The organism is Pseudomonas sp. S06B 330, assembly GCF_002845275.2.
GTDB lineage: Bacteria > Pseudomonadota > Gammaproteobacteria > Pseudomonadales > Pseudomonadaceae > Aquipseudomonas.
On sequence record NZ_CP088149.1, the window covers coordinates 2,928,235 to 2,951,211 of the forward strand.

Genomic DNA, 22,977 nt, shown 5'->3' on the forward strand with positions numbered 1-22,977 from the left:
CATGAAAACAACAACAATGATGCATATCAGCGCGCTAGCACTCACCTTGCTTGCTGGCCAGGTGATGGCAGCCGTTTCTCCAGAAGAGGCAGCAAAGCTCGGTACCAGCCTGACCCCGCTCGGGGCGCAGAAAGAAGGCAACGCCGAGGGCAGTATTCCAGCCTGGACAGGGGGGTTGAAGCCGGGCGCGGCACCGGTGAGCAACCGCTTTCTGGGCAATCCTTTTGAGAGTGAAAAACCATTATTTGTCATTACCCCGGCCAACGCTGAGCAGTACAAAGACAAACTCAGCGCCGGACAACTGGCGATGTTCAAGCGCTACCCCAACACCTACAAGATTCCGGTCTACGCCACACACCGGACAGCTGCAGCCCCCCAAGAGATTTACGATGCTGCGAAAAAGAGTGCGTTGAACACCCAGCCGGTCGATGGCGGCAATGGTTTGAGCAATTTCAGTGATTCTCGCAGCTTCGCCTTCCCGATCCCGAAGAACGGTGTCGAAGTGCTGTGGAACCATTTGACCCGCTACCGTGGCTTCAACCAACGGCGGCAGATGGTGCAGGCGACGCCGCAGGTCGATGGCGCTTTCACGATCGTTGAGTTCGAAGACGAAATGGCCTTTCCGCAGTACATGAGTGGTGACGACAAGGCCGGCAGCGCCAATATTTTTGCCTACTACAAGCAACGCGTAACGGCGCCGGCGCGTCTGGCCGGTAACGTGGTGCTGCTGCACGAGACCATCGATCAGGTCAAGGAACCGCGCCTGGCCTGGGTCTACAATGCCGGTCAGCGCCGTGTACGGCGTGCGCCGCAGATTGCCTACGATGGGCCGGGCACCGCCTCGGACGGCATGCGCACATCGGACAACGGCGACTTGTTCAACGGCGCCCCGGACCGCTATGACTGGAAGCTGATCGGCAAGAAGGAAATGTACATTCCTTACAACAACTATCGGCTGGCATCGCCCACGCTCAAATACGCCGATATTCTCAAGGCCGGGCACATCAATCAGGACCTGACCCGCTACGAGCTGCACCGTGTATGGGAAGTGGAAGGTACTTTGAAACCGGGCCAGCGTCACATCTATGCCAAACGCCACATGTACTTCGATGAAGACACCTGGCAGTTGGCGGAAGTCGACCATTACGACGGTCGTGGCCAGCTCTGGCGTGTCGGTGAAGGGATGGCGATCAACGACTACGAACAAGGTGTCGGGACCTATGCTGGCCAAGTGCTCTATGACCTGATTGCCGGCCGCTACCTGGTCATGGGGCTGGGCAACGAGTACAAGCAAGGTGTCGAGTACGGGGTGAAACCGAAACTGGCTGAATTCACCCCGGCGGCGTTGCGCAACGCGGGCATTCGCTGATCCTCGAGGCCCCCCCGTATTCAGCGGGGGGCGCTTTTCACTATGGCCTATTGCTCAGCCCGTTGGCGCAGTGCAATGAGCGCCTCATAGCGGGATGAAACGCCCAGCTTGGTATAGATGTTCTTGAAGTTCCACTTGATGGTTTCCTGACTGAGATTCAAGGTCTGGGCGATGCGTTTGTTGGGCATCGACTGTTCAAGCAGGCTGATGATTTCCAGTTCGCGCTTGGTAAACAGCGCGGGTTCACCGCTTGCCGAATCCTTTATCGCGCGAACCGAGGCGGGACCGGTGCTGGAGCAGTTCAACGGGATGGCCGCCAAGCGGCTGCGGTAGCTGTCCAGTACCGGATCATCCCGGCAATCGAGTTTCGCCAGCAGGCACAGCAAGGCAGGGCCTTCATCCAGCAGGGTGCGTACCAGGCCGAATCGATAGCTTTGCTCCACGACCGTACGCAGTAACGCCGAGGATTCTGCCTCGCGTCCCAACGCATGCAGGGCAACGGCACGCAGCAGGCCCGCCTGGACGCGCCATTTGCCGCGGCTGTAACGATTGGCGAACTGCTCGACGATGTCCAGGGCCAGAAGCACGCGATCCGGCTCTTGCCTGGCCAGGCAGATGCGCGCGCGGGACAGGGCCGCCAGCGCGCCTATTTCGCTGGCAAGCGGTGTGTCCCCCGAATGTCGGTGGGTCAGCGCGTCGAGGCCCGCTCGTTGGCTTTCGCACTGGCGCCAGTCGCCGTTACCGAGCAGGATCCGCACTTGCTCGGTCAAGTTATGGGCCAGCGCGCGATCAAAACCTCTGGCCCGAAACTCCATGGCCATCTTGGCCAGATAGGCCAATGCACTGGCAGTAGACTCCTGCAGGTAATGCACGCGGGCGACACTGATCATCGCCGAGATGGTCACTGATGGTGGGGCGAAGCGCAAAAGGTCCAGGCGATTGCTCAAGACTTCGCTTACGTCATCGATGCGATCCATCTCGTAGTGCGCTTCGGCGACTGCTACCGCGCAGGTACACGCGCTGACCGAGCGCCGACCGTGGTTGCTTTCAGCCAGGAGTAATACATCGATCAGCTGCCGTGAGGCTTCGATGACATTGCCACCCAGCATCACGCCATGGGCGACGGTGGCGACGATCATCAATGCCAGTTCGTCATGACTGGTGCGCAGCGTTGCGCATTCGGGGCTATTGAGGTACTGCCAGGCTTGGTGTTGCTGGCCAAGGTAGACCAGGCAGTTGATGTACAGGCAAACGCGCATCCGCTCATTGAATGTGTGGCTAAAGCTGCGTTCGGACAACCCCTGAACTAGCTGGTTGCAGCGTGCCAGGTCATCGTGTTGCAGTGCGATCGCCGCCCTTACCAGATCGATCTGCGAGCCCCAGGTGGCCTTGGTCGCGCTGTTGTTTTCGAGTACCTCGATCCAGGTTTCCGCTTTGCTGGTCAACATCGTCAACAGGCAGCCCCAAGCACCTTGAAGCAGTACCTTGGGGTGCTGTGTCAGTTGTTCCAGGGGCACGCAATCGAGCCAGCGCATGAATTGACCCAGATGGCTCAGGCCATGATAGGTCGGCTGCTTGCGCTCCAGCAGGCGGACCAATTCCTCGAGGTTTTCACTGAGCACCGCATGGCGGGTCGCCTCGCTCACCATACCGGCCTGTTCGAACCACTGTGCCGCACGCAGGTGCAGCCTGGGCAGGTCCGCGCCTGATGCGGCCAAGCGTTGTTGCAGAAACTCGGAGAACAGCGGATGCAAGCGATACCACTGTTGCTGGCTCTCCAGGTCAACGGGCAGGATAAACAGGTTGTGGGCCTCGATGCTGGCGATCAGGGCAGCGGCGTGCGGGGCTTGGCTGACCTGTTCGGCCACATGCGCATTGAAGCGGCGCAGAATCGAGATTTTCTCAAGAAAACCGATGATTTCTGCAGGTAACCCATCCATCACGTCTTCGGCTAGGTAGTCCCGCAGGTCGCTATTGCCGGGCAGCAACCGATGGATCCTGGCTTCCTTGCGCGGGTTGGCTTTGAGCGAGATGGACATCAATTGCAGACCAATAGGCCAACCATCGGTGTTGGCATGGATGGCGTGCGCCAGTTGCATATCGATGCCATCGTCCAGATAGGCCCTGAGGAAGGCCAGGGATTCGTTGAAATCAAAGCCAAGCTCGGCAGCGCTGATTTCGCAGAGTTCGGCCATCGCCCGTAGCCGGCCGAGTTTCAGGTTGGGGTTCACACGTGAGGCCAGCACGATGTGAAGCTGGGCTGGCGCGCCATCCACCAACAGTTGTATCAGGCGTGAAATGCGTGGATCGGTGGCGAAATGGAAGTCATCGATCATCAAGTAGAGGGGGCTGCTGACCCGCGCCAAGGTGTTGATCATCACCGAGGCCAAGGCCAACAAACCGTCCAGTGACTCGCGCTCAATCAACAGCAGCAGGTCATCCTCAAGGGGCACACCCGCATTTTGCAGGGTGCAGATGAGGTTGGCGCAGAACGATTCCAGCGCACCGTCCTCTTGGGCCAGCGACAGCCATACCACGCTGTTGCCGTCCTTGATCAGGCTTTGCCGCCATTGCGCCAGAAGCGTGGTTTTGCCGAAACCCGCACTGCCATTGATCAAGGTCAGACGGCAATCTCGAGCGACGTGTAGGCGAGCCAGCAGCATTTCCCGCAACACGGCGTGACTGCTGATGCGCGGCGGCGAAAAACGGGTGGAGAGCGGTGGAGAATTCGCAAGCATGGCTAATCCAGTCTGCAACGGCTTTTAAAGGCTGCTTGAAGGGCGCATAAAGGCTGGGCTGCCTCCCGTAGCCATGTCGCGTCCTCGATAGGCGCTACTGCTGTCCTTTCGAGATCATTTTGCCGGGCCCGTCAGCGCGGTGTTGTTGTTATTTTGCGTTGGAAGATTTTAGGCCGATTACTGCTGGTTTATGCAATGCCTAAATTATCGTGAGGAGCAGGCGCAATGCCTCGCCAGATTGGGGGGGCCACCCCTTATCCCCCCCGCAGGGTGCGGGTACAGCCCGGCGCTGCTTGGCAACGATGGCCGCTGGTGTTGTTCCGAATATCGGGCAGTAGCAGTGAGAAGCCGCAGAGTGCTTAATTTTTTAGGGAGAAGGTGATGTCGCACAAACCATATGTTGCCGGGGTTGGCATGATCCCGTTCCTCAAGCCCGGCGCTAGTGAGTCCTATATCGAGATGGGCGCTGAAGCCACTCGCCAGGCATTGAGAGACGCGGGGCTGGACTACCGTCTGGTTCAGCAGGCTTACGTTGGATACGTCTACGGCGACTCCACTTGCGGTCAATCGGCACTCTACGAAGTGGGGATGAGTGGCGTGCCGGTAGTGAACGTCAACAACAATTGCTCCACCGGGTCCACAGCCTTGTACCTGGCGCGTCAAGCGGTGGAGAGCGGGGCCGTCGAATGCGCGCTGGCGCTGGGCTTTGAACAGATGCAGCCCGGGGCTCTGGGGGCGGTGTTCACCGACCGTCCGGCCTGTATGGGCAAGCACCTGGGGGTGGCCAATGAACTGACCGCTGATGCCGCCGCGATCGGTGTGCCGTTGACACTGCGTCAGTTCGGTGGCGCCGGACGTGAGCACATGCAACGTTATGGCACCGAGCTTAGTACCTTTGCCGCGATCCGCGCCAAGGCCAGTCGTCATGCCGCTAACAACCCGCTGGCGCTGTTCCGCAAAATCGTCACCACCGAAGACGTGATGAACGATCAAGTACTCTGGCCTGGGGTGATGACACGCCTGATGGCCTGCCCACCCACCTGTGGCGCGGCGGCGGCGATCATTTGCAGCGAAGCGTTCGCCAAAAAGCACGGTCTGCGCACTGATGTGGTGATTGTGGCGCAGTCGATGACCAGTGATCGCGGGATTTCCTTCGAGCCGGCATCGATGATCCAGACCGTCGGTTTCGACATGACCCAGCGCGCCGCCCGCGAAGTGTACGAGAAGGCCGGCGTTGGTCCACAGGACATTCTGGTCGCCGAGATGCATGACTGCTTTGCCCAGAACGAGCTGTTGACCTATGAAGCCCTCGGGCTGTGCCCGGTGGGCGGCGCCGAGAAGTTCGTGCTCGACGGCGACAACACCTACGGCGGTCGCGTGGTCACCAACCCATCCGGCGGCCTGCTTTCCAAGGGCCATCCATTGGGCGCCACCGGCCTTGCCCAGTGCTACGAACTGACCCATCAATTGCGCGGCACGGCCGACAAGCGTCAGGTCGAAGGCGTGAGTCTGGCCCTGCAGCACAATCTCGGCCTGGGCGGTGCCTGCGTCGTTACCCTGTACGGGCGGGCCTGAACGCTCGCGTGCGCTTTGACCGGCGCACGCGCTTATTGCGAATGAAGCGAAGGCGCGTGGCGTAGCCTGTGTATTAAACTGTCGGTCTGCACCCGCAGAAGATCGTCTCTGGAATTCTGTCGATGCCTATACCACCTCCTGGCCCGAAACTTCACCTGTCAGCCGACCGCGCGCTTCAGCTGATCCCCGACACCAAGGTCATCCCCCCACGCGGGGCTCGCCAACTGATGCCGCGCGCGGTATTGATGAGCCGTCTGATGGAGGCGCGCCGGCAGCGCTGCGTGGCCATACAGGGGCCTGCGGGCAGTGGCAAGACCAGCACCTTGCTGGCCTGGCGTCGAGAACTGGTGGCGATTGATTTCGATGTGGCCTGGCTGTCGTTGACCGGTGAAGACAATGAGCCCGCGCGACTGGCCAACTGCTTGTTGGCGAGCGTGGCTGAAGTAGACAGCGCAATAACCCGGGAGGCCACCCAGCTACTCGGTGAGGAGGGCGGTGAGCTGGCGCTGGAACACTGGATCATCGTGCTGCTGCAGAATATCGCCCAACACGGCAATGACCTGGTGCTGATGATCGATGACCTGCATCACCTCAACGATCCGGACTTGTTCAACGTGCTAGGCTGGCTGCTCGACTACGCGCCGACGAACCTGCACCTGGTGTTTGGTACACGCAGCGCATTACCCAGCGCATTGCCGCTCGCCCGCCTGCGCACCCAGGGCCAACTGAGCGAGTTTGACCTGCGTGATCTGCGGTTTAGTGCTGAAGAGTCAGCGCAGTACCTACGCCAACAGTTTGGTCAGATCAGCCAGCACGACGCCGAGGTCCTGCACGACCTGACCGATGGCTGGGTGGCCGGCCTGCAACTGTTCGCGATCGACTTGAAGTCCAAGCACGGCAGTGGCTTTAACCGCATGCAGGTTCGTGGTGCGGGTGCATTTGCACAGTACTTCGAGCAGGAAGTGCTGCAGCACTTGCCCGCGGCTGACCTGCAGTTGCTGACCTGCGCTTCGCTTTGCAACCGCTTTACCGCGCCCCTGTGTGCCAGGCTGGTCGGCAAGCCTCATGCCATTGCCGGGATGATGAGCCAGCTGACCCGCCTGGACAGCGAGAACCTGTTCATTACTCAGATCAAGAGCCACGACAGGGAAACCTGGTACCGCCTCCATCCGCTGTTGCGCGAAGTCCTGCGCGACCACCTGAGCCGTCAGTCCCAGGAACAGCAAAGCAAACTCCATGCGATCGCCCGGGACTGGCTCTTCGAACAAGGTTACATCGACGAGGCGGTTCGCCACGCGGTGCTGGCCGGCGACTTCCAGATCGCCGCCGACATTGTCGAAGCCTGCGCACACGAGTTAATGGCGCGTGGCTCCTTGAGCCAGTTACCCAACCTGCTGCGCAAGTTGCCCATGGAGCAGATGCGCGAGCGCTACAGCCTGCAATTGGTGATGGCGCAGTTGCAATTGCATGCGCACAACTTTGCCGAAGGGCAACAGATCCTCGATCACCTGGAGGCGCAACAGCACCGGCTTAGCGCGGTTCAACGCCAAGGCCTGCTGGTCACCCGTGGCACGCTGGCCATGCAGCGCGACCAGACGGAAGCGGCTTGGTCGCTTGCCCCGGAGTTGGAAGCGATACCTGACGATGCCGACGATTTAATCTTGACCGGCCGCGCTTCCATTCTGGCCTGGCTGTATTTGTTCAGCGGTGATCACTCGCGTGTACGCGCTATCATCCAGCACAGCGACCGTCCCAATACCTCACCGCGCCGGACCCTGATCGGGCGCTGCATCTACGGCGTCAGTCTGGTTCATGAAGGGCGTATCAGCGAAGCGGAAAATATCTTTCGCAACACCCTCGAAGAGGCCAAGCCGCACGGCAACAGTGCAGCGGTTGCCGGGCATGCCGCCGCTGCGTTCCTGGCCAGTTTGCTGTACGAACAGAGCAACCTGGCCGAGGTCTGCCAACTGCTGGAACCACGCCTGGACATTCTTGAGCGGATATCCCTGCCCAACATCGTTCTGCACAGTCTGTTGGCGCTGAGCCGGGCTTATTGGCTCAAGGGCGAATCAAGCCAGGCGCTGGCCTATCTGGAGCGCCTGAAGGACTATGCCCAGCGCTACGACCTGGGCCGACTGCTCGCCTGGGTGCTGTACGTGCGCATGCGTTGGCACCTGGAAAAATTCCAGTCCTCACAGGCCGAGGTGCAGTTGGCAGCGCTTAAGGCGCTGGCCGACAAAAATGCTGGTATTCAGCGCGGCACGCCGTTGATCATCCATTTGCTGGCAATGCGCGCCGCTGTCGAGTTGAGTCTGTATCAGCGCGAATTCAATCAGGCAATCGAGCAAATCACCGCGCTGATCAACCTGTGTGAATCGGCTCGGCACTGGCAGCTAGCTACCATTGCACGCCTGCAACTGTCGATTGCCGAAGCAGGGCGTGGGCACGACGAGCAAGCTCAGCAGCAATTGACCGAAGTCTTGCGTCAGGGGCATCGGCTAGGCCTGGTACGCAGCCTGCTCGATGTCGCGCCGCAGTTGCCCTTGCTACTCAGTCAACTGCTGCAAGCCAACGTACTTGGCCCGGTACTGGCCTTTTACGCGCAGCGATTGATCACTGCCACCAGGCCGACAGTGAACCCCGAGCGCAAGGCAGCTTCGCCGCTGGCAAGCTTGAGTGAGCGAGAAACCGAGGTGCTGCAACTGATGGCACAAGCGATGACCAACAAGAAGATTGCCCGTACCCTCGGGGTGTCGCCGGAAACGGTGAAATGGCACATCAAGAATCTCTTCGCCAAGCTGGGTGTGGCCGGCAGGGTCGAAGCGATTGCCAAATGGCGCGACCTGCATATCAGCTAGTTGAAAACAAAGGCCGGCAGCGATACCGGCCTTTGTGCTTGCGGCGTTGCGACCTTCAGTTGACGTTGCTCAGACGATTCTCCCAGAACGGTTTGCGCAGCTCATTCTTCAGCACCTTGCCGACGCTGGACATCGGCAGCGCATCGCGAAACTCGATGCTGCGCGGCACCTTGTACCCGGCAATCCGCTCCCGGCAGTGGGCGACCACATCGTCTGCGCTAACGCTGGCGCCGGGCTTGAGGATGATCACCGCGTGCACCGTTTCCCCCCATTTGTCACTGGGAATACCAATTACCGCGGCCTGGGCGACGCCCGTCAGGTTGACGATGGCGTTCTCGACTTCGGCGGTGAAGATGTTTTCGCCGCCGCTGACGATCATGTCTTTCAGGCGGTCGCAGATGTAAATGAAACCGTCTTCGTCCATGTAGCCGCCGTCACCGGTATGCATCCAGCCGCCGCGCAAGGCCTCGGCAGTAGCTTCCGGTTTTTTCCAGTAGCCCAGCATCACGTTCGGTCCCCGCACGAGAATTTCGCCGACCGTGCCACGCGGCACTTCGCGGTCCTCGGCATCGGCAATACGGATTTCCACGCAACTGATCGGCAGCCCGGCCGAATACATCTTGCCGCTGCGCTGATGTTCTTCGCAGTGGTATTCGGCGCCGAGCATGGTGATCCCAGGGGCCATTTCGGTCATGCCATAGCCTTGGGCGAACTGGGCCATTGGAAAGGTCTGGCGGGCGCGGTCGAGCAAGGCCGGGGTGATGGCCGAGGCGCCGTAGGTGATTTCCCGCAACGAGCTCAGGTCCAGTGCTGCGCTGGCCAGCTTCGCCTGGCGCCAGTCGAGCAGCATCTGCAGCATGGTCGGCGCCAGCAGGGTGTCGCTGGCACGCTCCTGGCTGATCTGTTCAAGCACCTCCTGCGGTTTGAAGCTGGGCAGCACGATATGCATGCCACCGCTGATGAACAGCACGACCATCGCGGCAAGGTCCGCCAGGTGGAACATCGGCATGGCATGCAGGTAGCGGGTGTGTGCGCCATAGCCCACCCGGTCTTGGTTGGCCAGGGCGGAAATACCCATATTGTTATGGCTGAGCATCACCCCTTTGGGAAAGCCGGTGGTGCCGCCGGTATAGAAGATACCCAGCAGCGCGTCGCCACAGCGGTGCGCGTCTGCCACCGGCTCATGGGTGGCGAGCAGTGTCTCGTAATTGAGCATGCTCTCGGGGGTTTCGCCGTCACCGGCATAGATCACCAGCCGAATGCTTTGCGCCTCGACGGCGACCTGAGCGCCCAACTTTTGAAAGGCGTCATCAACGATCAATACGCAGGTTTGCGAATCATCCAGGGAATAGATGATCTCTGCCGCGCTCCAGCGGATGTTCACTGGATTGAGCACCGCATCGGCCCAGGGCACCGCCTGGTAATACTCGATGTAGCGCTGCGAGTTGAGTGAGAGCATCGCCACACGCTCTCCACTGGTCACGCCCAGGCCTTTGAGTGCGCCAGCCAGGCGAGCGACGCGATCACCCAACTGGGCAAAAGTCAGGCTGCGGCCCTGATAACGAATGGCCGTGGCATTGGGACGCTGCTGCATATGGCGCTGCAGCCCTTGGGTCATGTACATCGAAACCTCCCATCTTGTTTTTGTAGTGTGCACTTGCGAGGTGTCTTGCAGGCCGTGATCTCACATTGTCCGGGCATTCTTCCCACCGTGACGGGGGAGAATGCCCGGGGAGACAAACGGCCGCTTAGAGGTTGCCGTAGCCACCACCACAGACCAGGGCTTGCCCGGTCACGTAGTTGGCTTCCGGCAGGCACAGCATCACCACCGCACCCGCAGCCTCTTCGGGAGTGCCTGGGCGCCCCAAGGGAATCGCAGCACTGGCGGTATCGATGCGTTCTTGCTGCACACCGACCTTGATTTCGCGGCCTTCAATATTGACCGTCTTGCTCTCGTCGCCTGCCAGCGCCTGGGTCAGACGGGTATCAATGAAACCGAAGGCCACGGCGTTGACGTTGACCTTCAAGCGCCCCCATTCCTTGGCCAGGGTCTTGGTCATGCCGATGATGCCGGCCTTGGCAGAGGAGTAGTTGGATTGGCCGGCGTTGCCGCCTGCGGCCACCGAGGAGATGTTGACCACTTTGCGCAACACTTCGCGGCCTTCGGCGGCGTCTTTCTTGGCCTGGGCGCTGATGATCGGCTGCGCGGCGCGCAGAATGCGAAACGGTGCGGTCAGGTGGCAGTCGATGATCGCATACCACTGTTCGTCGGTCATTTTCTGGATGACGTTGTCCCAGGTGTAGCCGGCGTTGTTGATGATGATGTCGATAGCGCCGTAGTTCTGTACTGCAGTCTGCACGAAACGTTCTGCGAAATCGGCGGCGGTCACGCTACCCACACAGGCGACGGCTTCGCCACCGGCTTCGCGGATTTGCGCTACGACTTCTTCGGCCGGGGCCGCGTCCAGATCATTGACCACTACTTTGGCGCCGTAAGCGGCCAGTTGCAGGGCGACGCTCCGACCGATACCACGGCCGGAGCCGGTGACCAGGGCGACTTTACCTTCGAGCTTTTTCATTGTTGGGTTCCTGAACGATGATGGGGTGAACGATCAAGCCAGCGCGACGATGGCTTCGCCGACCAGCTTCTCTTCGCCGTGCTGGTTGGCACAGCGAATGGCTAGGCGCACACGCTGCTCGCCGGCGTCTTCGAACTTCTCGATGAGGGTGCCGGTGCAGGTCGGTACATGGCCTAGCTGGGTGATTCCGGTGAAACGGACCGACAGGCTGCGCACCTGGCGTTGCGGCACCCAGGCGGTCAACAGGCGGCCCAGGTAGGCCGCCGACAACATGCCGTGGGCGAACACATCGGGCATCCGTGCCTTACGGGCGAAATCGATGTCGACGTGAATCGGGTTGTGGTCGCCCGAGGCCCCGCAATACAGGGCCAGGGTGGTGCGGTTGACCGGCTGCAATGTCAGCAGCGGGATTTGCTCACCCACCTGGAGATCGGAAAAAACAACGCTCATGACGTCTCCTTAGCGCTGCACGAGGGCAGAGCGGATATCGGCGATGTGCTCGCCGTGCTGGTTGGTCACCCGGGCCTCCATGACCACGAACTGCAGGGCGCCACCTTTCTTTTCGTAGATGTCGGAAATGAAGCTGTCGAAGGTCAGCACATCCCCGGCATAGGCCATCGCGTGGTAGACGAAGGACTGCTCGGCGTGAAGGACCCGGCTCAGGTCGAAATCGACCAGTTTGAGCAGCTCCACCAGGTCGCGGCCATCGCTTTCCAGGCACTTGAGGAAGGTCGGTGGGACCGGCAACGATTTGTACCCGGCGGCTCGCGCGGCGGCTTCGTCGGTGTAGACCGGATCGGTTTCACCAATGGCCTTGGCGAAGAAGCGCAGGCGGCCTTTTTCCACCTCGACACTGAACACGCCGGTTTTGTGTCCGATCAGACTTTTGTCTGCCATTTCACCTGGCTCCTGGTATTCAGTTCTTGCCAAACAGCGTGACGACGCAGGCGCCACCCAGGCCAAGGTTGTGTTGCAGGGCGATCTGCACACCGTCCACCTGGCGCTTGTCGGCTGTGCCGCGCAGCTGATGGGTCAGCTCGTAACATTGGGCAAGGCCGGTTGCACCCAATGGATGGCCCTTGGAAAGCAGGCCGCCGGACGGGTTGGTCACCACTTGCCCACCGTAGGTGTTGTCGCCATCACGAATAAAGCGTTCGGCACCGCCGACCGGGCAAAAGCCCAGGGCTTCATAGGTCAGCAGTTCGTTGTGGGCGAAGCAGTCGTGCAGCTCAACCACGCGGATGTCTTCAGGACCGATGCCGGCTTGTTCGTAGACTTGGCTGGCGGCAGCCTGGGCCATGTGAAAGCCGGCGAAGCTGATCATCGAAGGCGGATCGAAAGACTCCACCACGTCGGTGGTCATCGACTGGGCAAGAATCGCCACGTCGGTGCGCAGCCCATGCTTTCTGGCAAAGGCTTCACTGCAAACGATCGCCGCAGCGCCCCCGCAGGTCGGCGGGCAGGCCATCAAGCGGGTCATGACGCCGGGCCAGATGAGCTTGTCGTTCAATACCTCTTCGCTGCTCACCACGTTCTTGAACAACGCCAACGGGTTATTGGCAGCGTGACGGCTGGCCTTGGCACGGATCATCGCAAAGGCTTCCATGCTGGTGCCGTAACGTTGCATGTGCTCGCGACCCGCGCCGCCGAAACCACGCAGGGCTTGCGGTACATCCGCAGCATCTGCGGTGAGCGACTCCAGTACGTGCATGAAGCGTGCACGTGGGCGTGGGCGGTCATCCCAGTGCGAGCGCAGCGCGCCGGCCTGCATCTGCTCGAATCCCAGGGCCAGGGCGCAATCAACCTGGCCGCTGGCCACGGCGGCACGGGCCAGATACAGGGCCGTCGACCCGGTAGAGCAGTTGTTGTTGACGTTGACCACCGGAATACCGGTCAGGCCCACCTCGTACAGGGCAGTCTGGCCGCTGGTGGAATCACCGAACACGTAACCGGTGAAGGCCATCTGGATTTTGTCGTAGCCAAGGCCGGCGTCTTTCAGCGCCAGGCGCAAGGCCTCTGCGCCCATTTCGGTATAGCTTGGGCTTGCGCCCGGCTTGCTGAAGGGGATCATGCCGACGCCGGCAACGATAACTTTTTCGCTCATGTCGTGGGTCTCGGTAGCAGAGGAGGGGGATTACAGCTTGCGAGCGATCAGTTCGCGCTGGACTTCGTTGGTGCCGCCAAAGACACGCGACACGCGCAGGTCAACAAAGGCGCGGGCCACTGGGTACTCGAGCATGTAGCCATACCCCCCGTGCAGCTGGACCATGTCGTCCAGGTGTTTCCACAGGGTTTCGGTGGCGAACAACTTGGCGATGGCAGCCTCTTCCACGGTCAACTTGCGCCGCATGTGCTCGCCGATGTAGTAATCGACCATGGTGCGTACCGCCACCGACGCGGCCTTGGCATCGGCGAGCTTGAACTTGGTGTTCTGGAAGTCCCACACCGTCTGGTTGAAGGCCTTGCGTTCCTTGACGTAGTCGATGGTTTGCTCAAGCAGGCGCTCCAGGCGAATAGCGGCATAGATGGCGATGCCCAGGCGCTCCTGCGGCAGCTCCTGCATCATGTAGGCAAAGCCTTTGCCTTCTTCACCCAGCAGGTTGCTGACGGGTACCCGCACGTCATCGAAGAACAGTTCGGCAGTGTCGGAGGCGCGCTGTCCGACCTTGTCGAGCTTGCGGCCGCGGCGGAAGCCGTCGCGGGTGGCCTCAACCATGATCAGGCTGATGCCTTTGGAGCCCGCCGTCAGGTCGGTCCGGCAGGCCACCAGGACCATGTCGCAGTTCAGGCCATTGCTGATGAAGGTCTTGCTGCCGTTGATGACGTATTCGTCGCCATCGCGGATCGCGGTGGTGCGTGCGGCTTTCAGGTCACTGCCGCTGCCCGGCTCGGTCATGCCCAGGGCGAGGATGGTTTCGCCGCTGCAGATGCTCGGCAGCCAGCGGTGTTTTTGCTCTTCGGTGCCAAAGCGCACGATGTACGGGGCAATGATGTCCGAGTGCAGGCCGAAGCTGACGCCGGAAACACCGGCGCGGTGCATTTCCTCATTGATGACCGTGCCGTGGCCAAAGTCGCCGCCACCCCCGCCATATTCCGCCGGAATCATCGTGCACAGCAGGCCTTCGCGGCCGGCCTTGAGCCAGGTTTGGCGATCGACCTTACCGGCCTGATCCCATTCGGCCTGACGTGGCACGCATTCGCGTTCGAAAAAGCGCCGGGCGGTTTCGCGGAGCATTTCATGGTCTTCGCGAAAGACAGTTCGTTGAATGTGCATTACGGACTCCAGTGTCTGTAAAAGAATCGGCAAGTGGCTCAACAGCGGAGCCGGTGTCCGAGGGACTGGAGGAATGCTGAAGGGGTGCTTGGCGCAGCATCCCTCCCCGCAGTGGGGGGGGAGGTTTTTGCCGGGCATGCGCGGCTGTTCTTTAGCGCAATGCGCTGGCAGCCAGCCTACTCATCATGGGGGGGGGAGTGAGCAAGAGCGACTTCGTAGGCTCTGGGGGTTGGTGTTGCTCCCGCGCTGCGAGCGCCCAGGCACTGAACTCATTTCTTCAAGGAGTTTCACGATGAGAACAATAACAAGCACAACACGTCGTATCGCCCACTTGGGGGCGGGCCTGGCATTGGCAGGTTTGTCCGCTGCGGCAACTGCCCAGGTTACCGCGCCGCCGATGAACCCGTATCTGGCCCAGACCTTCAGCAACCAGGCACATTGGAACAGTGCGCAGACCGACAGCACCGAGATTGCGGTGCCGCGTGGCTCCTTTGAACTGACGCCGGAATCGGTGACCTACCTGCCCAGTGATGCCGGCGGTATGCCGCATTTCGTCGACAAGGTTGGTGACACTATGGTCACGTGGTGGTGGTCTGGCCTTGGCCTGCGCAAATACAACCAGGTCGACGGTAAGTTGGTTGAGGTGGCGCGTACTGAAATGCCGCTGAAGTTGCCCGGCTTTGAGAAGGTCAGCGACGCCGCACGCCTGAAGCAGACCGAGGATGTCCAGCGATTGCTCGACAACAAGGATGAAAAGGGCTTGCTCGATTTCATGCGTTCGCAGCCGAACAGAATGATCAACAGCATCAATGATCAGCTGCGCGGCGGCGCCCTCTATTCGATGTTGACCCGTGAAGATGCCTTCATTGGTGCCGGTGGCCGGCAGATTTTCCGCGTTGATCAACTCGACCCGAAAAACCCTGCTTCAGGGATGGGAACGCCGTTGGTCCGGGTGCTGCCGGAGGCGTTGTATGACAATGACAAGGTCAAGCACGGTACTGATTTCTCCGTCGATTTCAACTTCGGCATGGGCATGACCTTCAATGGCTTCCTGGTGCTCAACACCGTCGGCGGCAAGGTCATTACCCTCGATCCGCGAACCCTGGAGATTATCGACACTTATGCCGTCGAGGGTGCGGACGAACTGTTCCTCAACGGCTTTGCCAATGGTGATGAGGTTGGCGGCGGTGCGGTCTACGTCGCTTCCAACCAGAACATGTACCGCCTGGTAGTGGATGCCAAGGGCAAGATTCACAGCGACGAGGCCAGCGGTGCCTGGAAAGCCGCGTATGACCGCGGCATCCGCATCTCCGCGTTGAAAGTCGCCGACGGCACCGGCTCGACACCGACCCTGATGGGCTTCGGGGCGGACGAGGACAAGCTGGTGGTGATCACGGATGGCGCGCAGAAAATGCGTCTGGTCGCCTTCTGGCGCGACCAGTTGCCGGCCGGTTGGACGCAGAAACCCGGCACGCTGTCGGCGCGTATCGCTGACCAGCAGCAAGTCGACATGGGCAGCGATGTCGACACCGTGCAGTCCGAGCAGTCGGTGTCGACCTATGGCGGCTATGCCTTTGTGGTCAACAACATCATCAGCAAGGATGCCCCTTACTTGGCCCGTGACAACTACTACGTGAGCATGCTCAACGGTGCTACGCGTCCCGGGCCCAAGGGTGTCGCCATGCTCAAGTGGGACCAGAAGGCGGATGGCTGGAAACAGTTGTGGATGCGCAACGACGTGTCGTCGATATCGACAGTGCCAATGATCAGTGGTGGCGGGCGCATGGCGATCATTGACGGCTACTTCACCCGCGACTGGAACAACCGCTACCACATCGGCATGGACCTCGACAGTGGCGACACGGTGCTGAAGATCCATACCGGCAGCGACCCGCGCTTCAATGGCATGTACTCGGCAATCAAGGTCAACGAAGCCGGGGCCATTCAATACGGCATGGCCTTCGGCCTGGTTCGTCTGGACATCAGCAAGATGAAGAAAGTCGATTGACCAACAGCGGCGCGGGATGAATGTCCCGTGCAAGCTTTTAGGGGCGCAACGACCCACAAAAACAAGGTAAACCCTGCAATGAACATGATTGAATTACCCGAAGTAGTGCGCCTGCGCGAGATCCTTGCCAGGCAGCGTTCGGCTTATCTGTCGAAGCCTGTCTGGAGCGCCGAGCAGCGCTGCGAATTGTTTGACCGCCTGATCGGCATGCTGGTGGACAACAAGCAGGAAATCGTGGAAGCGACGGCGGCCGACTTCGGTCACCGCAGCCATGACCTCACGCGCATCATTGATCTGCTCGGCCCGCTATCGTCGCTGAAGAAAACCCGGGCCCGAATTGCCGACTGGATGAAACCCGAACAGCGTGCTGTCGATCGCGGCGCGGCGTGGATCCAGTACCAGCCATTGGGTGTGGTGGGCATCGTCACGGCCTGGAATTTTCCCGTGGGTATGGTTATCCAGGGGCTGGCCAGTGCGCTGTCAGCCGGCAACCGGGCGATGGTCAAAGTTTCTGAGTTGAACCCTTCGTGTGCCGAGCTGATGCAACGGATGTTCAGCGCCACCTTCGCCGAAGACGAGATCGCTATCGTGACCGGTGGCCCTGAGGTCGGCCAGGCGTTCTGCAGCCTGCCTTTCGACCACCTGCTGTTCACCGGGGCCAGCAGTGTTGGCAAGCATGTGATGCGTGCGGCGGCCGAGAACCTGGTACCGGTAACCCTGGAGCTGGGCGGGAAGTCGCCCACCATCGTCTCGCGCTCTGCCGACTTGAAGGTCGCGGCGAGCAAGATCATGGCCGGCAAGCTTTTGAATGCCGGTCAGGTCTGCCTGGCGCCGGATCATGTATTCGTTCCCGAGGAGTCGCTGGAGGATTTCATTGCCCACGTCAAAGTGGCGGTCGCCAAGCTCTACCCGAGCCTCAAGGACAATCCGGATTACACCTCAGTAATCAATGCCCGCCACCATGAACGGCTGCTGGGGTACCTCGCCGAGGCCCGGGCGGCGGGTGTTGAGTTGATCGAGCTGAACCCCGCTGCGGAGGATTTTCGCGACCAGCCCCATCACAAAATGGTGCCGACCCTGCTGTGTAATCCCGGAGATGAACTGAAGGTTATGCAGGATGAGATCTTCGGCCCGTTGTTGCCGATCAAACCTTACAAGGATATGCAGGAGGTGGTTGCCTATGTCAACGCTCATCCGCGTCCGCTGGGGCTTTACTATTTTGGCAGCGATGCGGCGGAAGAACAGTTTGTCCTTGAACGTACGGTGTCGGGTGGGGTGACGATCAATAACGTGGCGCTGCATGCCAGTGTCGACAGCCTGCCTTTTGGCGGGGTCGGCAACAGTGGCATGGGCAGCTATCTCGGTCACCAGGGCTTTGTCACCTTCAGTCATCCTAAGCCGGTATTGCGCGCGGCAGAGGGGCCGGACATTACCCGACCACCCTTCACCGAGCAGGTACGGCAGATGGTTGATGCGATGATCAAACGCTAGGTCGTTTCAGGGAAGGGGCTGAGGCGCTTCGTGTGTGAGCATGCGAAGAGCCTATTTAGTTCAGCTCAAGCGCTGGGCAATGTCAGCAAGGCCTCGATGAGCCGACGCAGCTGTTTGTGCAGCAGCGTCGGGTCAACCGCCGCAGGATCGAGCAGCAATTGCATCATCATGCCGCGCAGCGTACCTAGCATCAGGGTGGCAGCTTCCAACGGATCGGTGCTGGCATGGATCTCACCATTGGCGATGCCAATTTCTACCTGCCTGGCCAGGGTCATTCGCACTGACTGGTTGTACTCGGCCAGAATCGCTGCGGACTCTGATTCAACCGTCACGCCCTCAGCCATCAATGCCAGCAACGCGCGGGTGTTGGTCCATTCGGCATCGTCGCGCAGGAAGTACGCATCGATGTAGCCGAGCAAGGTCTCCAGCCCTGGCTGGCGCTGGGGCGCTTGGTCTTCGACGGTGTCCATGAAGGTGGTATTGACGAACCCGGCCAACGCGCGAAGCAAACCTGCCTTGGTCCCGAAGTGATGCGCTGCCAGGCCGCGGCTGTAACCCGCCTGCAGCCCTACCTCGGCCAGGGTGATGCCGATCCAGCCTTTGCGCGCGACGATCTGGCGTGCAGCCTCCAGCATGCAGTGTTCTGCCTGGGTGCGCATTTGCAGCTTGGTTCGACGGGGGCTGTTGGCTGTGCTTGGCTCGGGAGTATCCATAGACGTTTGATCAAGTACCGGTGAATTGAGGAATGCGACGCTCACGCATCGCCTTGTTGCCCTCGGCAAAGTCGCGGGTGAGGACCTGCCACTCTTGCTCGCTGGCCTCGCGATCAATGATCGCATCCACTGCGTCGGCAAGGCCAGCACGTAACGTTTGGCGGCTCGACATGACAGCAAGAGGGGCACTGATGGCGATTTCCTCAGCCAGGGCGCGAGCTGCCTGACGTTCTTCACCCGGCTCGGCAAGAATATCCGCCAGGCCGATGCGTACCGCGTGTGCGCCATCGATACGCCGGCCGGTGGCGATCAACAGGGAGGCCATTTGCAGGCCGACGACGCGCGGCAGGGTAACAGAAATGCCAAAACCCTGGTGCATGCCCAAGCGGTTGAAGTTGGCCGAGAAACGGGCCTTCTCGCTGGTCACCCGATAGTCGCCCACCAGCGCCAGGCCCAGGCCGCCACCGATGGCGGCGCCTTCTACCACAACGATCAGTGGCTTGGCCGTGCGCAACAGGCCTACGGCGTGTTTGTACAGCTGGCGGGGCAGAACTTTCTCCCCGCTCTGCGCCAATCCATTGAAGTCAGCGCCCGCACAGAACGTCTTGCCTTCGGCCTGCAGGATGACCACCCGGCATGCCGGTAGCTGATCCAGATACGCCAGCGCCGCCAGCAGATCAATGATCAGTTCCTGATCAAAGAAGTTCAGGGGTGGGCGGCTGAACTCGAGGGTGGCAATAGGCCCTTGCAGTTCAAGGGTCAAGCCACGGCCGGGAGTGAAGGGGGCGAGGGTTGTCATTGGAAGTTCCTTATGGAGGGCGGAATCGGCGGGATCGATGGCGCTTGATCCGGTTACGGGAATGCTGCTAGCTTATTCACTTGTTGGTCGGCCAACAAGTGACTTTGGTCGCCTGTCCCTAAAAAATCTAATGAGCAGAAACCATGCAGGCACTCGATATCAGGCCTTGTAGGCTGGACGCCAAGACGCAAACGCTGCGCGCCGAGGTCCGTGCTTTTCTTGCCGAAGAGCTCAAACACTATTCACCGGCTGAACGTGCCAAAGGGCTTGTCGGCCTGGTGCCGCAGTTCACCCGCAAACTCGGTGAGCGTGGCTGGCTGGGCATGACCTGGCCCAAGCGCTACGGCGGGCAGGAACGTAGTGCGCTGGAGCGCTATGTGGTGCTCGAAGAGTTGCTCGCGGCAGGCGCGCCAGTGGGCGCGCATTGGGTCGCCGAGCGTCAGAGTGGTCCGCTACTGATCAAGTTTTCTGCGCAGGTATTGGCCCCGCAGATCGTTCCGGGCATCACCCGTGGCGAAACTCTGCTGGCGATCGGCATGAGCGAGCCTGATGTCGGCTCCGACCTGGCAGCCGTGCGCACTCGTGCGGAAAAAACCGAGGGTGGCTGGATCGTCAACGGCAGCAAAGTGTGGACCTCCGGAGCGCACCTGGCGCACTACATGATCACGCTGCTGCGCACCGGGCCGAAGGAGGAGGGCAATCGCCGCGCCGGGCTGTCGCAGCTGCTGATTGACCTCAAGGCGCCGGGCGTGACCATACGGCCGATTTACAACATGCTCGGCGAGCATGATTTCAACGAAGTGTTTTTGGATAACGTCTTTGTTGCCGACGATTACGTCATTGGCCAGGTAGGTAATGGCTGGCAACAGGTCACCGCAGAACTGGCGTTGGAGCGCAGTGGCCCGGAGCGCTACCTGAGCAGCACCCAGTTGTACCTGGCAATGCTCGACGAGGCCGACCCGCAAGACAGTCGCCATGCGGTCAGCCTTGGTCGTCTGGCGGCACGTTATGCGGCGCTGCGGCAGATGTCGCTGGGCATCGCCGGAATGCTCGCCCGTGGCGAGAATCCGGCGATTCCGGCGACGGTGGTCAAGGACCAGGGGGCGCTGCTTGAACAGGCCATTCCGGACGTCGCTCACGATCTGTTCGGCGATCAGCGAGAGCCCGGTTCCGATCTCGACCAGGTGATGCGATTCCTGACCCAGAGCGCGCCGTCCTTCTCGCTGCGAGGCGGTACGCGTGAAATTCTACGCGGCATTATTGCTGGGGGGCTGGGACTGCGATGAATACTGCAATCAACTATCAGGGCGTGGACGATGGCACGCCTTCTGAACTGCAAACCATGATCGCCGACAGCGTCGAGCGGCTGTTTGCCCAACAGGTCACCCGTGAAGTGCTCGAGCGCTTTGATGCCGGCCATGGGGCTGATTCGCTCTGGCAATTGGTCGTCGACAACGGCTTGCCCGGGGCGTTGGTGCCTGAGGCCGCAGGTGGCAGTGGTGCCAGTTGGCTCGATGCCAGTGCGGTTCTGCATGCCATCGGCTATTGGCAGGCACCTTTGCCGCTGGCCGAAACCATGCTCAGCGCAGCATTGCTGGCCCACGCCGGGATGCAGGTGCCAGAAGGGCCGATTACCCTGATCCAGGCCGGCCGTCGCAATGACCTGCAATTTGACCACGACGCTCAGCGCCTCGACGGTCGAGCCATTAACGTGCCGTGGGCACGCAGCTGCCGCTGGGCTGTGGTTGCCGGTGCCGAGCACCTGGCGTTGGTCGACCTGCGCCAGGTAGCTGTCACCCTTGCGGCCGGTAGCAACCTTGCTGGCGAAGAGCGCGACACCCTGGTTTTTGCCAACGCGGCCATCCACGCCGTCGGTCGGCTGCAACTGACCGATCTGCATGAGCCGGTGTGGCACCTCGGTGCATTGCTACGTGCCTGCATGTTGCTTGGCGCACTGGAAGCCGCACTCGACAAGGCAGTGCTGTATGCCAATGAGCGCGAGCAGTTTGGCAAGCCGATTGGCAAGCAGCAGGTACTGCAGCAATACCTTGCGCAGATTGCCGGCGCCACCGGTGCCGCGCGCATGGCGGTGCAGGTCGCCTTGCGCAGCGCGAGCGAGGTGTTTGCTGGCACCTGCGACGGCCCAAGCCCGTTGGCATTCGACATCGCGGCGGCCAAGGTGTGTGCCGGCGAAGCCGCGACGCTGGCTGCGTCGGTGGCGCATCAGGTGCATGGCGCGATTGGCTTTACCCATGAACATACCCTGCATTTTGCCACGCGACGCCTGTGGTCCTGGCGTGACGAGTTCGGCAGTGATGCGCATTGGGCCAAGGTGCTGGGGCAGGCGGCCATTGCCGCAGGTTCCGAGGGATTCTGGGCTGGTCTAACTGAACGAAGCTTGTGAAGCACTGCCTGGCTTGTTCATTGCCAAGGTGAACAGCCCGAGCGACTACGCCAAGACAACAATAAATTTTATCGAGGTCAATCATGAAAGCTGCCGTATTCCACACCCCAGGCTCCCCGCTGGTCATCGAAGAAGTCGGAATCAGCAAACCCGGCCCGCGTGAAGTGTTGGTGCGCACCGTCGCCGTCGGCGTCTGTCATTCGGACCTGCATGTTGTCGACGGCATGTATCCGCATCCAGCCCCTGTGGTGCTGGGCCACGAGGCTGCCGGTATCGTCGAGCAAGTGGGCTCGGACGTGCGTACGGTCAAGCCTGGCGATCACGTGGTTACCTGTCTGTCGGTCTATTGTGGCCATTGTGCCCATTGCGTCACCGGCCACCTGTCATTGTGCGTGTCAGCAGAAACCCGCCGCGCCAAGGGTGACGAACCACGCCTGACCTACGTGCAAAAGCCGATGCCGCAATTTGCCAACCTGTCCGCCTATGCCGAACAGATGCTGGTGCATGAGCATGCGCTGGTTGCCATTCGCCGTGACATGCCGCTTGACCGCGCCGCCTTGCTCGGTTGCGCGGTCACCACCGGGACCGGTGCGGTTTTCAACAGTGCCAACGTGCGCCCCGGGGAGACCGTGGCTGTTCTGGGGTGCGGCGGCATTGGCCTGGCGGCGATCAACGGTGCGGCACTGGCTGGGGCGGGCCGGATCATCGCCATCGACATGCTCGACTCGAAGCTGGAGCTGGCCCGGCAGTTTGGTGCCACCGATGTGATCAACGCCAAAGATGGCGATACCGTACAACAGGTGATAGAACTGAGCAGAGGCGGGGTCGATCACTCGTTCGAATGCATCGGCCTCAAGCAAACCGCCGAGCAGGCCTTCGGCATGCTCAAGCGCGGTGGTTGCGCCACGATCATCGGCATGATGAAACCGGGCACCAAACTTGAGCTCGACCCGTTCCAGCTTCTGCAAGCACGGCGCATTCAAGGGTCGATCATGGGCGCTAACCGCTTCCCGGTGGACCTGCCACGCCTGACCGATTTCTACATGCAGGGGCGCCTCAAACTCGACGAGATGATTTCGCAGCGCATCAAACTTGAAGACATCAATGTTGCCTTCGACGAAATGCGCCGTGGCGAGCTCGCCCGTTCGGTGATTGTCTTCGATCAGTGA

Annotated in this window: 17 protein-coding genes; 8 read left to right on the forward strand and 9 right to left on the reverse strand. The window is 60.8% G+C overall.

What is annotated here, in order from left to right:
• The first annotated feature begins 1 nt into the window (after nucleotide 1).
• The gene (locus CX511_RS13065; protein WP_101293651.1) at nucleotides 2-1,369 is read left to right on the forward strand and encodes a DUF1329 domain-containing protein; all 1,368 of its coding nucleotides are present in this window, start codon (nucleotides 2-4) and stop codon (nucleotides 1,367-1,369) included.
• 47 nt (nucleotides 1,370-1,416) lie between these two features.
• On the opposite strand, the gene CX511_RS13070 is transcribed toward CX511_RS13065, so the two are convergent.
• Nucleotides 1,417-4,107 carry a winged helix-turn-helix domain-containing protein gene (locus tag CX511_RS13070; RefSeq protein WP_101293650.1) on the reverse strand — a complete coding sequence of 897 codons (2,691 nt, stop codon included), beginning with the start codon at nucleotides 4,105-4,107 and terminating at the stop codon, nucleotides 1,417-1,419.
• A gap of 381 nt (nucleotides 4,108-4,488) precedes the next feature.
• Here CX511_RS13070 and CX511_RS13075 point away from each other — a divergent pair, with 381 nt between their 5' ends.
• Together CX511_RS13075 and CX511_RS13080 are read left to right on the forward strand one after the other, a co-directional pair.
• Nucleotides 4,489-5,682, forward strand: a complete 1,194-nt coding sequence (locus tag CX511_RS13075; RefSeq protein WP_101293649.1) for a lipid-transfer protein — start codon at nucleotides 4,489-4,491, stop codon at nucleotides 5,680-5,682.
• A gap of 122 nt (nucleotides 5,683-5,804) precedes the next feature.
• On the forward strand, nucleotides 5,805-8,540 hold the full coding sequence (locus tag CX511_RS13080; RefSeq protein ID WP_101293648.1) for a winged helix-turn-helix domain-containing protein: 2,736 nt from the start codon (nucleotides 5,805-5,807) through the stop codon (nucleotides 8,538-8,540).
• A gap of 55 nt (nucleotides 8,541-8,595) precedes the next feature.
• On the opposite strand, the gene CX511_RS13085 is transcribed toward CX511_RS13080, so the two are convergent.
• From CX511_RS13085 to CX511_RS13110, 6 genes are all read right to left on the reverse strand, one after another.
• The gene (locus tag CX511_RS13085; protein ID WP_101293647.1) at nucleotides 8,596-10,164 is read right to left on the reverse strand and encodes a long-chain-fatty-acid--CoA ligase; all 1,569 of its coding nucleotides are present in this window, start codon (nucleotides 10,162-10,164) and stop codon (nucleotides 8,596-8,598) included.
• Between the two features lie 124 nt (nucleotides 10,165-10,288).
• Nucleotides 10,289-11,119, reverse strand: a complete 831-nt coding sequence (locus tag CX511_RS13090; RefSeq protein ID WP_101293646.1) for an SDR family NAD(P)-dependent oxidoreductase — start codon at nucleotides 11,117-11,119, stop codon at nucleotides 10,289-10,291.
• Between the two features lie 33 nt (nucleotides 11,120-11,152).
• Nucleotides 11,153-11,569 (reverse strand): MaoC family dehydratase, encoded by a 417-nt coding sequence (locus CX511_RS13095; RefSeq protein ID WP_101293645.1) that lies wholly within the window; start codon nucleotides 11,567-11,569, stop codon nucleotides 11,153-11,155.
• 9 nt (nucleotides 11,570-11,578) lie between these two features.
• Complete coding sequence (locus CX511_RS13100) at nucleotides 11,579-12,016, reverse strand: MaoC family dehydratase N-terminal domain-containing protein (RefSeq protein WP_101293644.1); 438 nt, start codon at nucleotides 12,014-12,016, stop codon at nucleotides 11,579-11,581.
• A gap of 19 nt (nucleotides 12,017-12,035) precedes the next feature.
• Nucleotides 12,036-13,223 (reverse strand): lipid-transfer protein, encoded by a 1,188-nt coding sequence (locus CX511_RS13105; RefSeq protein WP_101293643.1) that lies wholly within the window; start codon nucleotides 13,221-13,223, stop codon nucleotides 12,036-12,038.
• A 30-nt stretch (nucleotides 13,224-13,253) separates the two neighbouring features.
• Nucleotides 13,254-14,393: an acyl-CoA dehydrogenase family protein gene (locus tag CX511_RS13110; protein ID WP_101293642.1), complete on the reverse strand. Its 1,140-nt coding sequence runs from the start codon at nucleotides 14,391-14,393 to the stop codon at nucleotides 13,254-13,256.
• Between the two features lie 292 nt (nucleotides 14,394-14,685).
• On the opposite strand from CX511_RS13110, the gene CX511_RS13115 reads away from it, so the two are divergent.
• Both CX511_RS13115 and CX511_RS13120 read left to right on the forward strand, forming a co-directional pair.
• The gene (locus CX511_RS13115) at nucleotides 14,686-16,401 is read left to right on the forward strand and encodes a hypothetical protein (RefSeq protein ID WP_231353292.1); all 1,716 of its coding nucleotides are present in this window, start codon (nucleotides 14,686-14,688) and stop codon (nucleotides 16,399-16,401) included.
• Nucleotides 16,402-16,479: 78 nt separating this feature from the next.
• The gene (locus CX511_RS13120) at nucleotides 16,480-17,892 is read left to right on the forward strand and encodes a coniferyl aldehyde dehydrogenase (RefSeq protein WP_231353293.1); all 1,413 of its coding nucleotides are present in this window, start codon (nucleotides 16,480-16,482) and stop codon (nucleotides 17,890-17,892) included.
• 65 nt (nucleotides 17,893-17,957) lie between these two features.
• Here the strand turns inward: CX511_RS13120 and CX511_RS13125 are convergent, their stop codons facing one another.
• Nucleotides 17,958-18,650 (reverse strand): TetR/AcrR family transcriptional regulator, encoded by a 693-nt coding sequence (locus CX511_RS13125; protein WP_231353294.1) that lies wholly within the window; start codon nucleotides 18,648-18,650, stop codon nucleotides 17,958-17,960.
• Nucleotides 18,616-19,404, reverse strand: a complete 789-nt coding sequence (locus tag CX511_RS13130; protein ID WP_101293640.1) for an enoyl-CoA hydratase/isomerase family protein — start codon at nucleotides 19,402-19,404, stop codon at nucleotides 18,616-18,618. The genes CX511_RS13125 and CX511_RS13130 overlap by 35 nt, the downstream gene beginning before the upstream one ends.
• Nucleotides 19,405-19,547: 143 nt before the next feature.
• Here CX511_RS13130 and CX511_RS13135 point away from each other — a divergent pair, with 143 nt between their 5' ends.
• From CX511_RS13135 to CX511_RS13145, 3 genes are all read left to right on the forward strand, one after another.
• Nucleotides 19,548-20,690 (forward strand): acyl-CoA dehydrogenase family protein, encoded by a 1,143-nt coding sequence (locus CX511_RS13135; RefSeq protein WP_101293639.1) that lies wholly within the window; start codon nucleotides 19,548-19,550, stop codon nucleotides 20,688-20,690.
• The gene (locus CX511_RS13140; RefSeq protein ID WP_101293638.1) at nucleotides 20,687-21,808 is read left to right on the forward strand and encodes an acyl-CoA dehydrogenase family protein; all 1,122 of its coding nucleotides are present in this window, start codon (nucleotides 20,687-20,689) and stop codon (nucleotides 21,806-21,808) included. The genes CX511_RS13135 and CX511_RS13140 overlap by 4 nt, the downstream gene beginning before the upstream one ends.
• An 83-nt stretch (nucleotides 21,809-21,891) precedes the next feature.
• Entirely contained in the window at nucleotides 21,892-22,977 is a 1,086-nt protein-coding gene (locus CX511_RS13145; protein ID WP_101293637.1) for a Zn-dependent alcohol dehydrogenase, read from the forward strand.

Bases quoted from the DNA above. Each gene is read 5' to 3' on its own strand.
- CX511_RS13065 (WP_101293651.1), top strand. From the start codon at position 2: ATGAAAACAACAACAATGATGCATATCAGCGCGCTAGCACTCACCTTG.
- CX511_RS13070 (WP_101293650.1), bottom strand. From the start codon at position 4,107: ATGCTTGCGAATTCTCCACCGCTCTCCACCCGTTTTTCGCCGCCGCGC.
- CX511_RS13075 (WP_101293649.1), top strand. From the start codon at position 4,489: ATGTCGCACAAACCATATGTTGCCGGGGTTGGCATGATCCCGTTCCTC.
- CX511_RS13080 (WP_101293648.1), top strand. From the start codon at position 5,805: ATGCCTATACCACCTCCTGGCCCGAAACTTCACCTGTCAGCCGACCGC.
- CX511_RS13085 (WP_101293647.1), bottom strand. From the start codon at position 10,164: ATGTACATGACCCAAGGGCTGCAGCGCCATATGCAGCAGCGTCCCAAT.
- CX511_RS13090 (WP_101293646.1), bottom strand. From the start codon at position 11,119: ATGAAAAAGCTCGAAGGTAAAGTCGCCCTGGTCACCGGCTCCGGCCGT.
- CX511_RS13095 (WP_101293645.1), bottom strand. From the start codon at position 11,569: ATGAGCGTTGTTTTTTCCGATCTCCAGGTGGGTGAGCAAATCCCGCTG.
- CX511_RS13100 (WP_101293644.1), bottom strand. From the start codon at position 12,016: ATGGCAGACAAAAGTCTGATCGGACACAAAACCGGCGTGTTCAGTGTC.
- CX511_RS13105 (WP_101293643.1), bottom strand. From the start codon at position 13,223: ATGAGCGAAAAAGTTATCGTTGCCGGCGTCGGCATGATCCCCTTCAGC.
- CX511_RS13110 (WP_101293642.1), bottom strand. From the start codon at position 14,393: ATGCACATTCAACGAACTGTCTTTCGCGAAGACCATGAAATGCTCCGC.
- CX511_RS13115 (WP_231353292.1), top strand. From the start codon at position 14,686: ATGAGAACAATAACAAGCACAACACGTCGTATCGCCCACTTGGGGGCG.
- CX511_RS13120 (WP_231353293.1), top strand. From the start codon at position 16,480: ATGAACATGATTGAATTACCCGAAGTAGTGCGCCTGCGCGAGATCCTT.
- CX511_RS13130 (WP_101293640.1), bottom strand. From the start codon at position 19,404: ATGACAACCCTCGCCCCCTTCACTCCCGGCCGTGGCTTGACCCTTGAA.
- CX511_RS13135 (WP_101293639.1), top strand. From the start codon at position 19,548: ATGCAGGCACTCGATATCAGGCCTTGTAGGCTGGACGCCAAGACGCAA.
- CX511_RS13140 (WP_101293638.1), top strand. From the start codon at position 20,687: ATGAATACTGCAATCAACTATCAGGGCGTGGACGATGGCACGCCTTCT.
- CX511_RS13145 (WP_101293637.1), top strand. From the start codon at position 21,892: ATGAAAGCTGCCGTATTCCACACCCCAGGCTCCCCGCTGGTCATCGAA.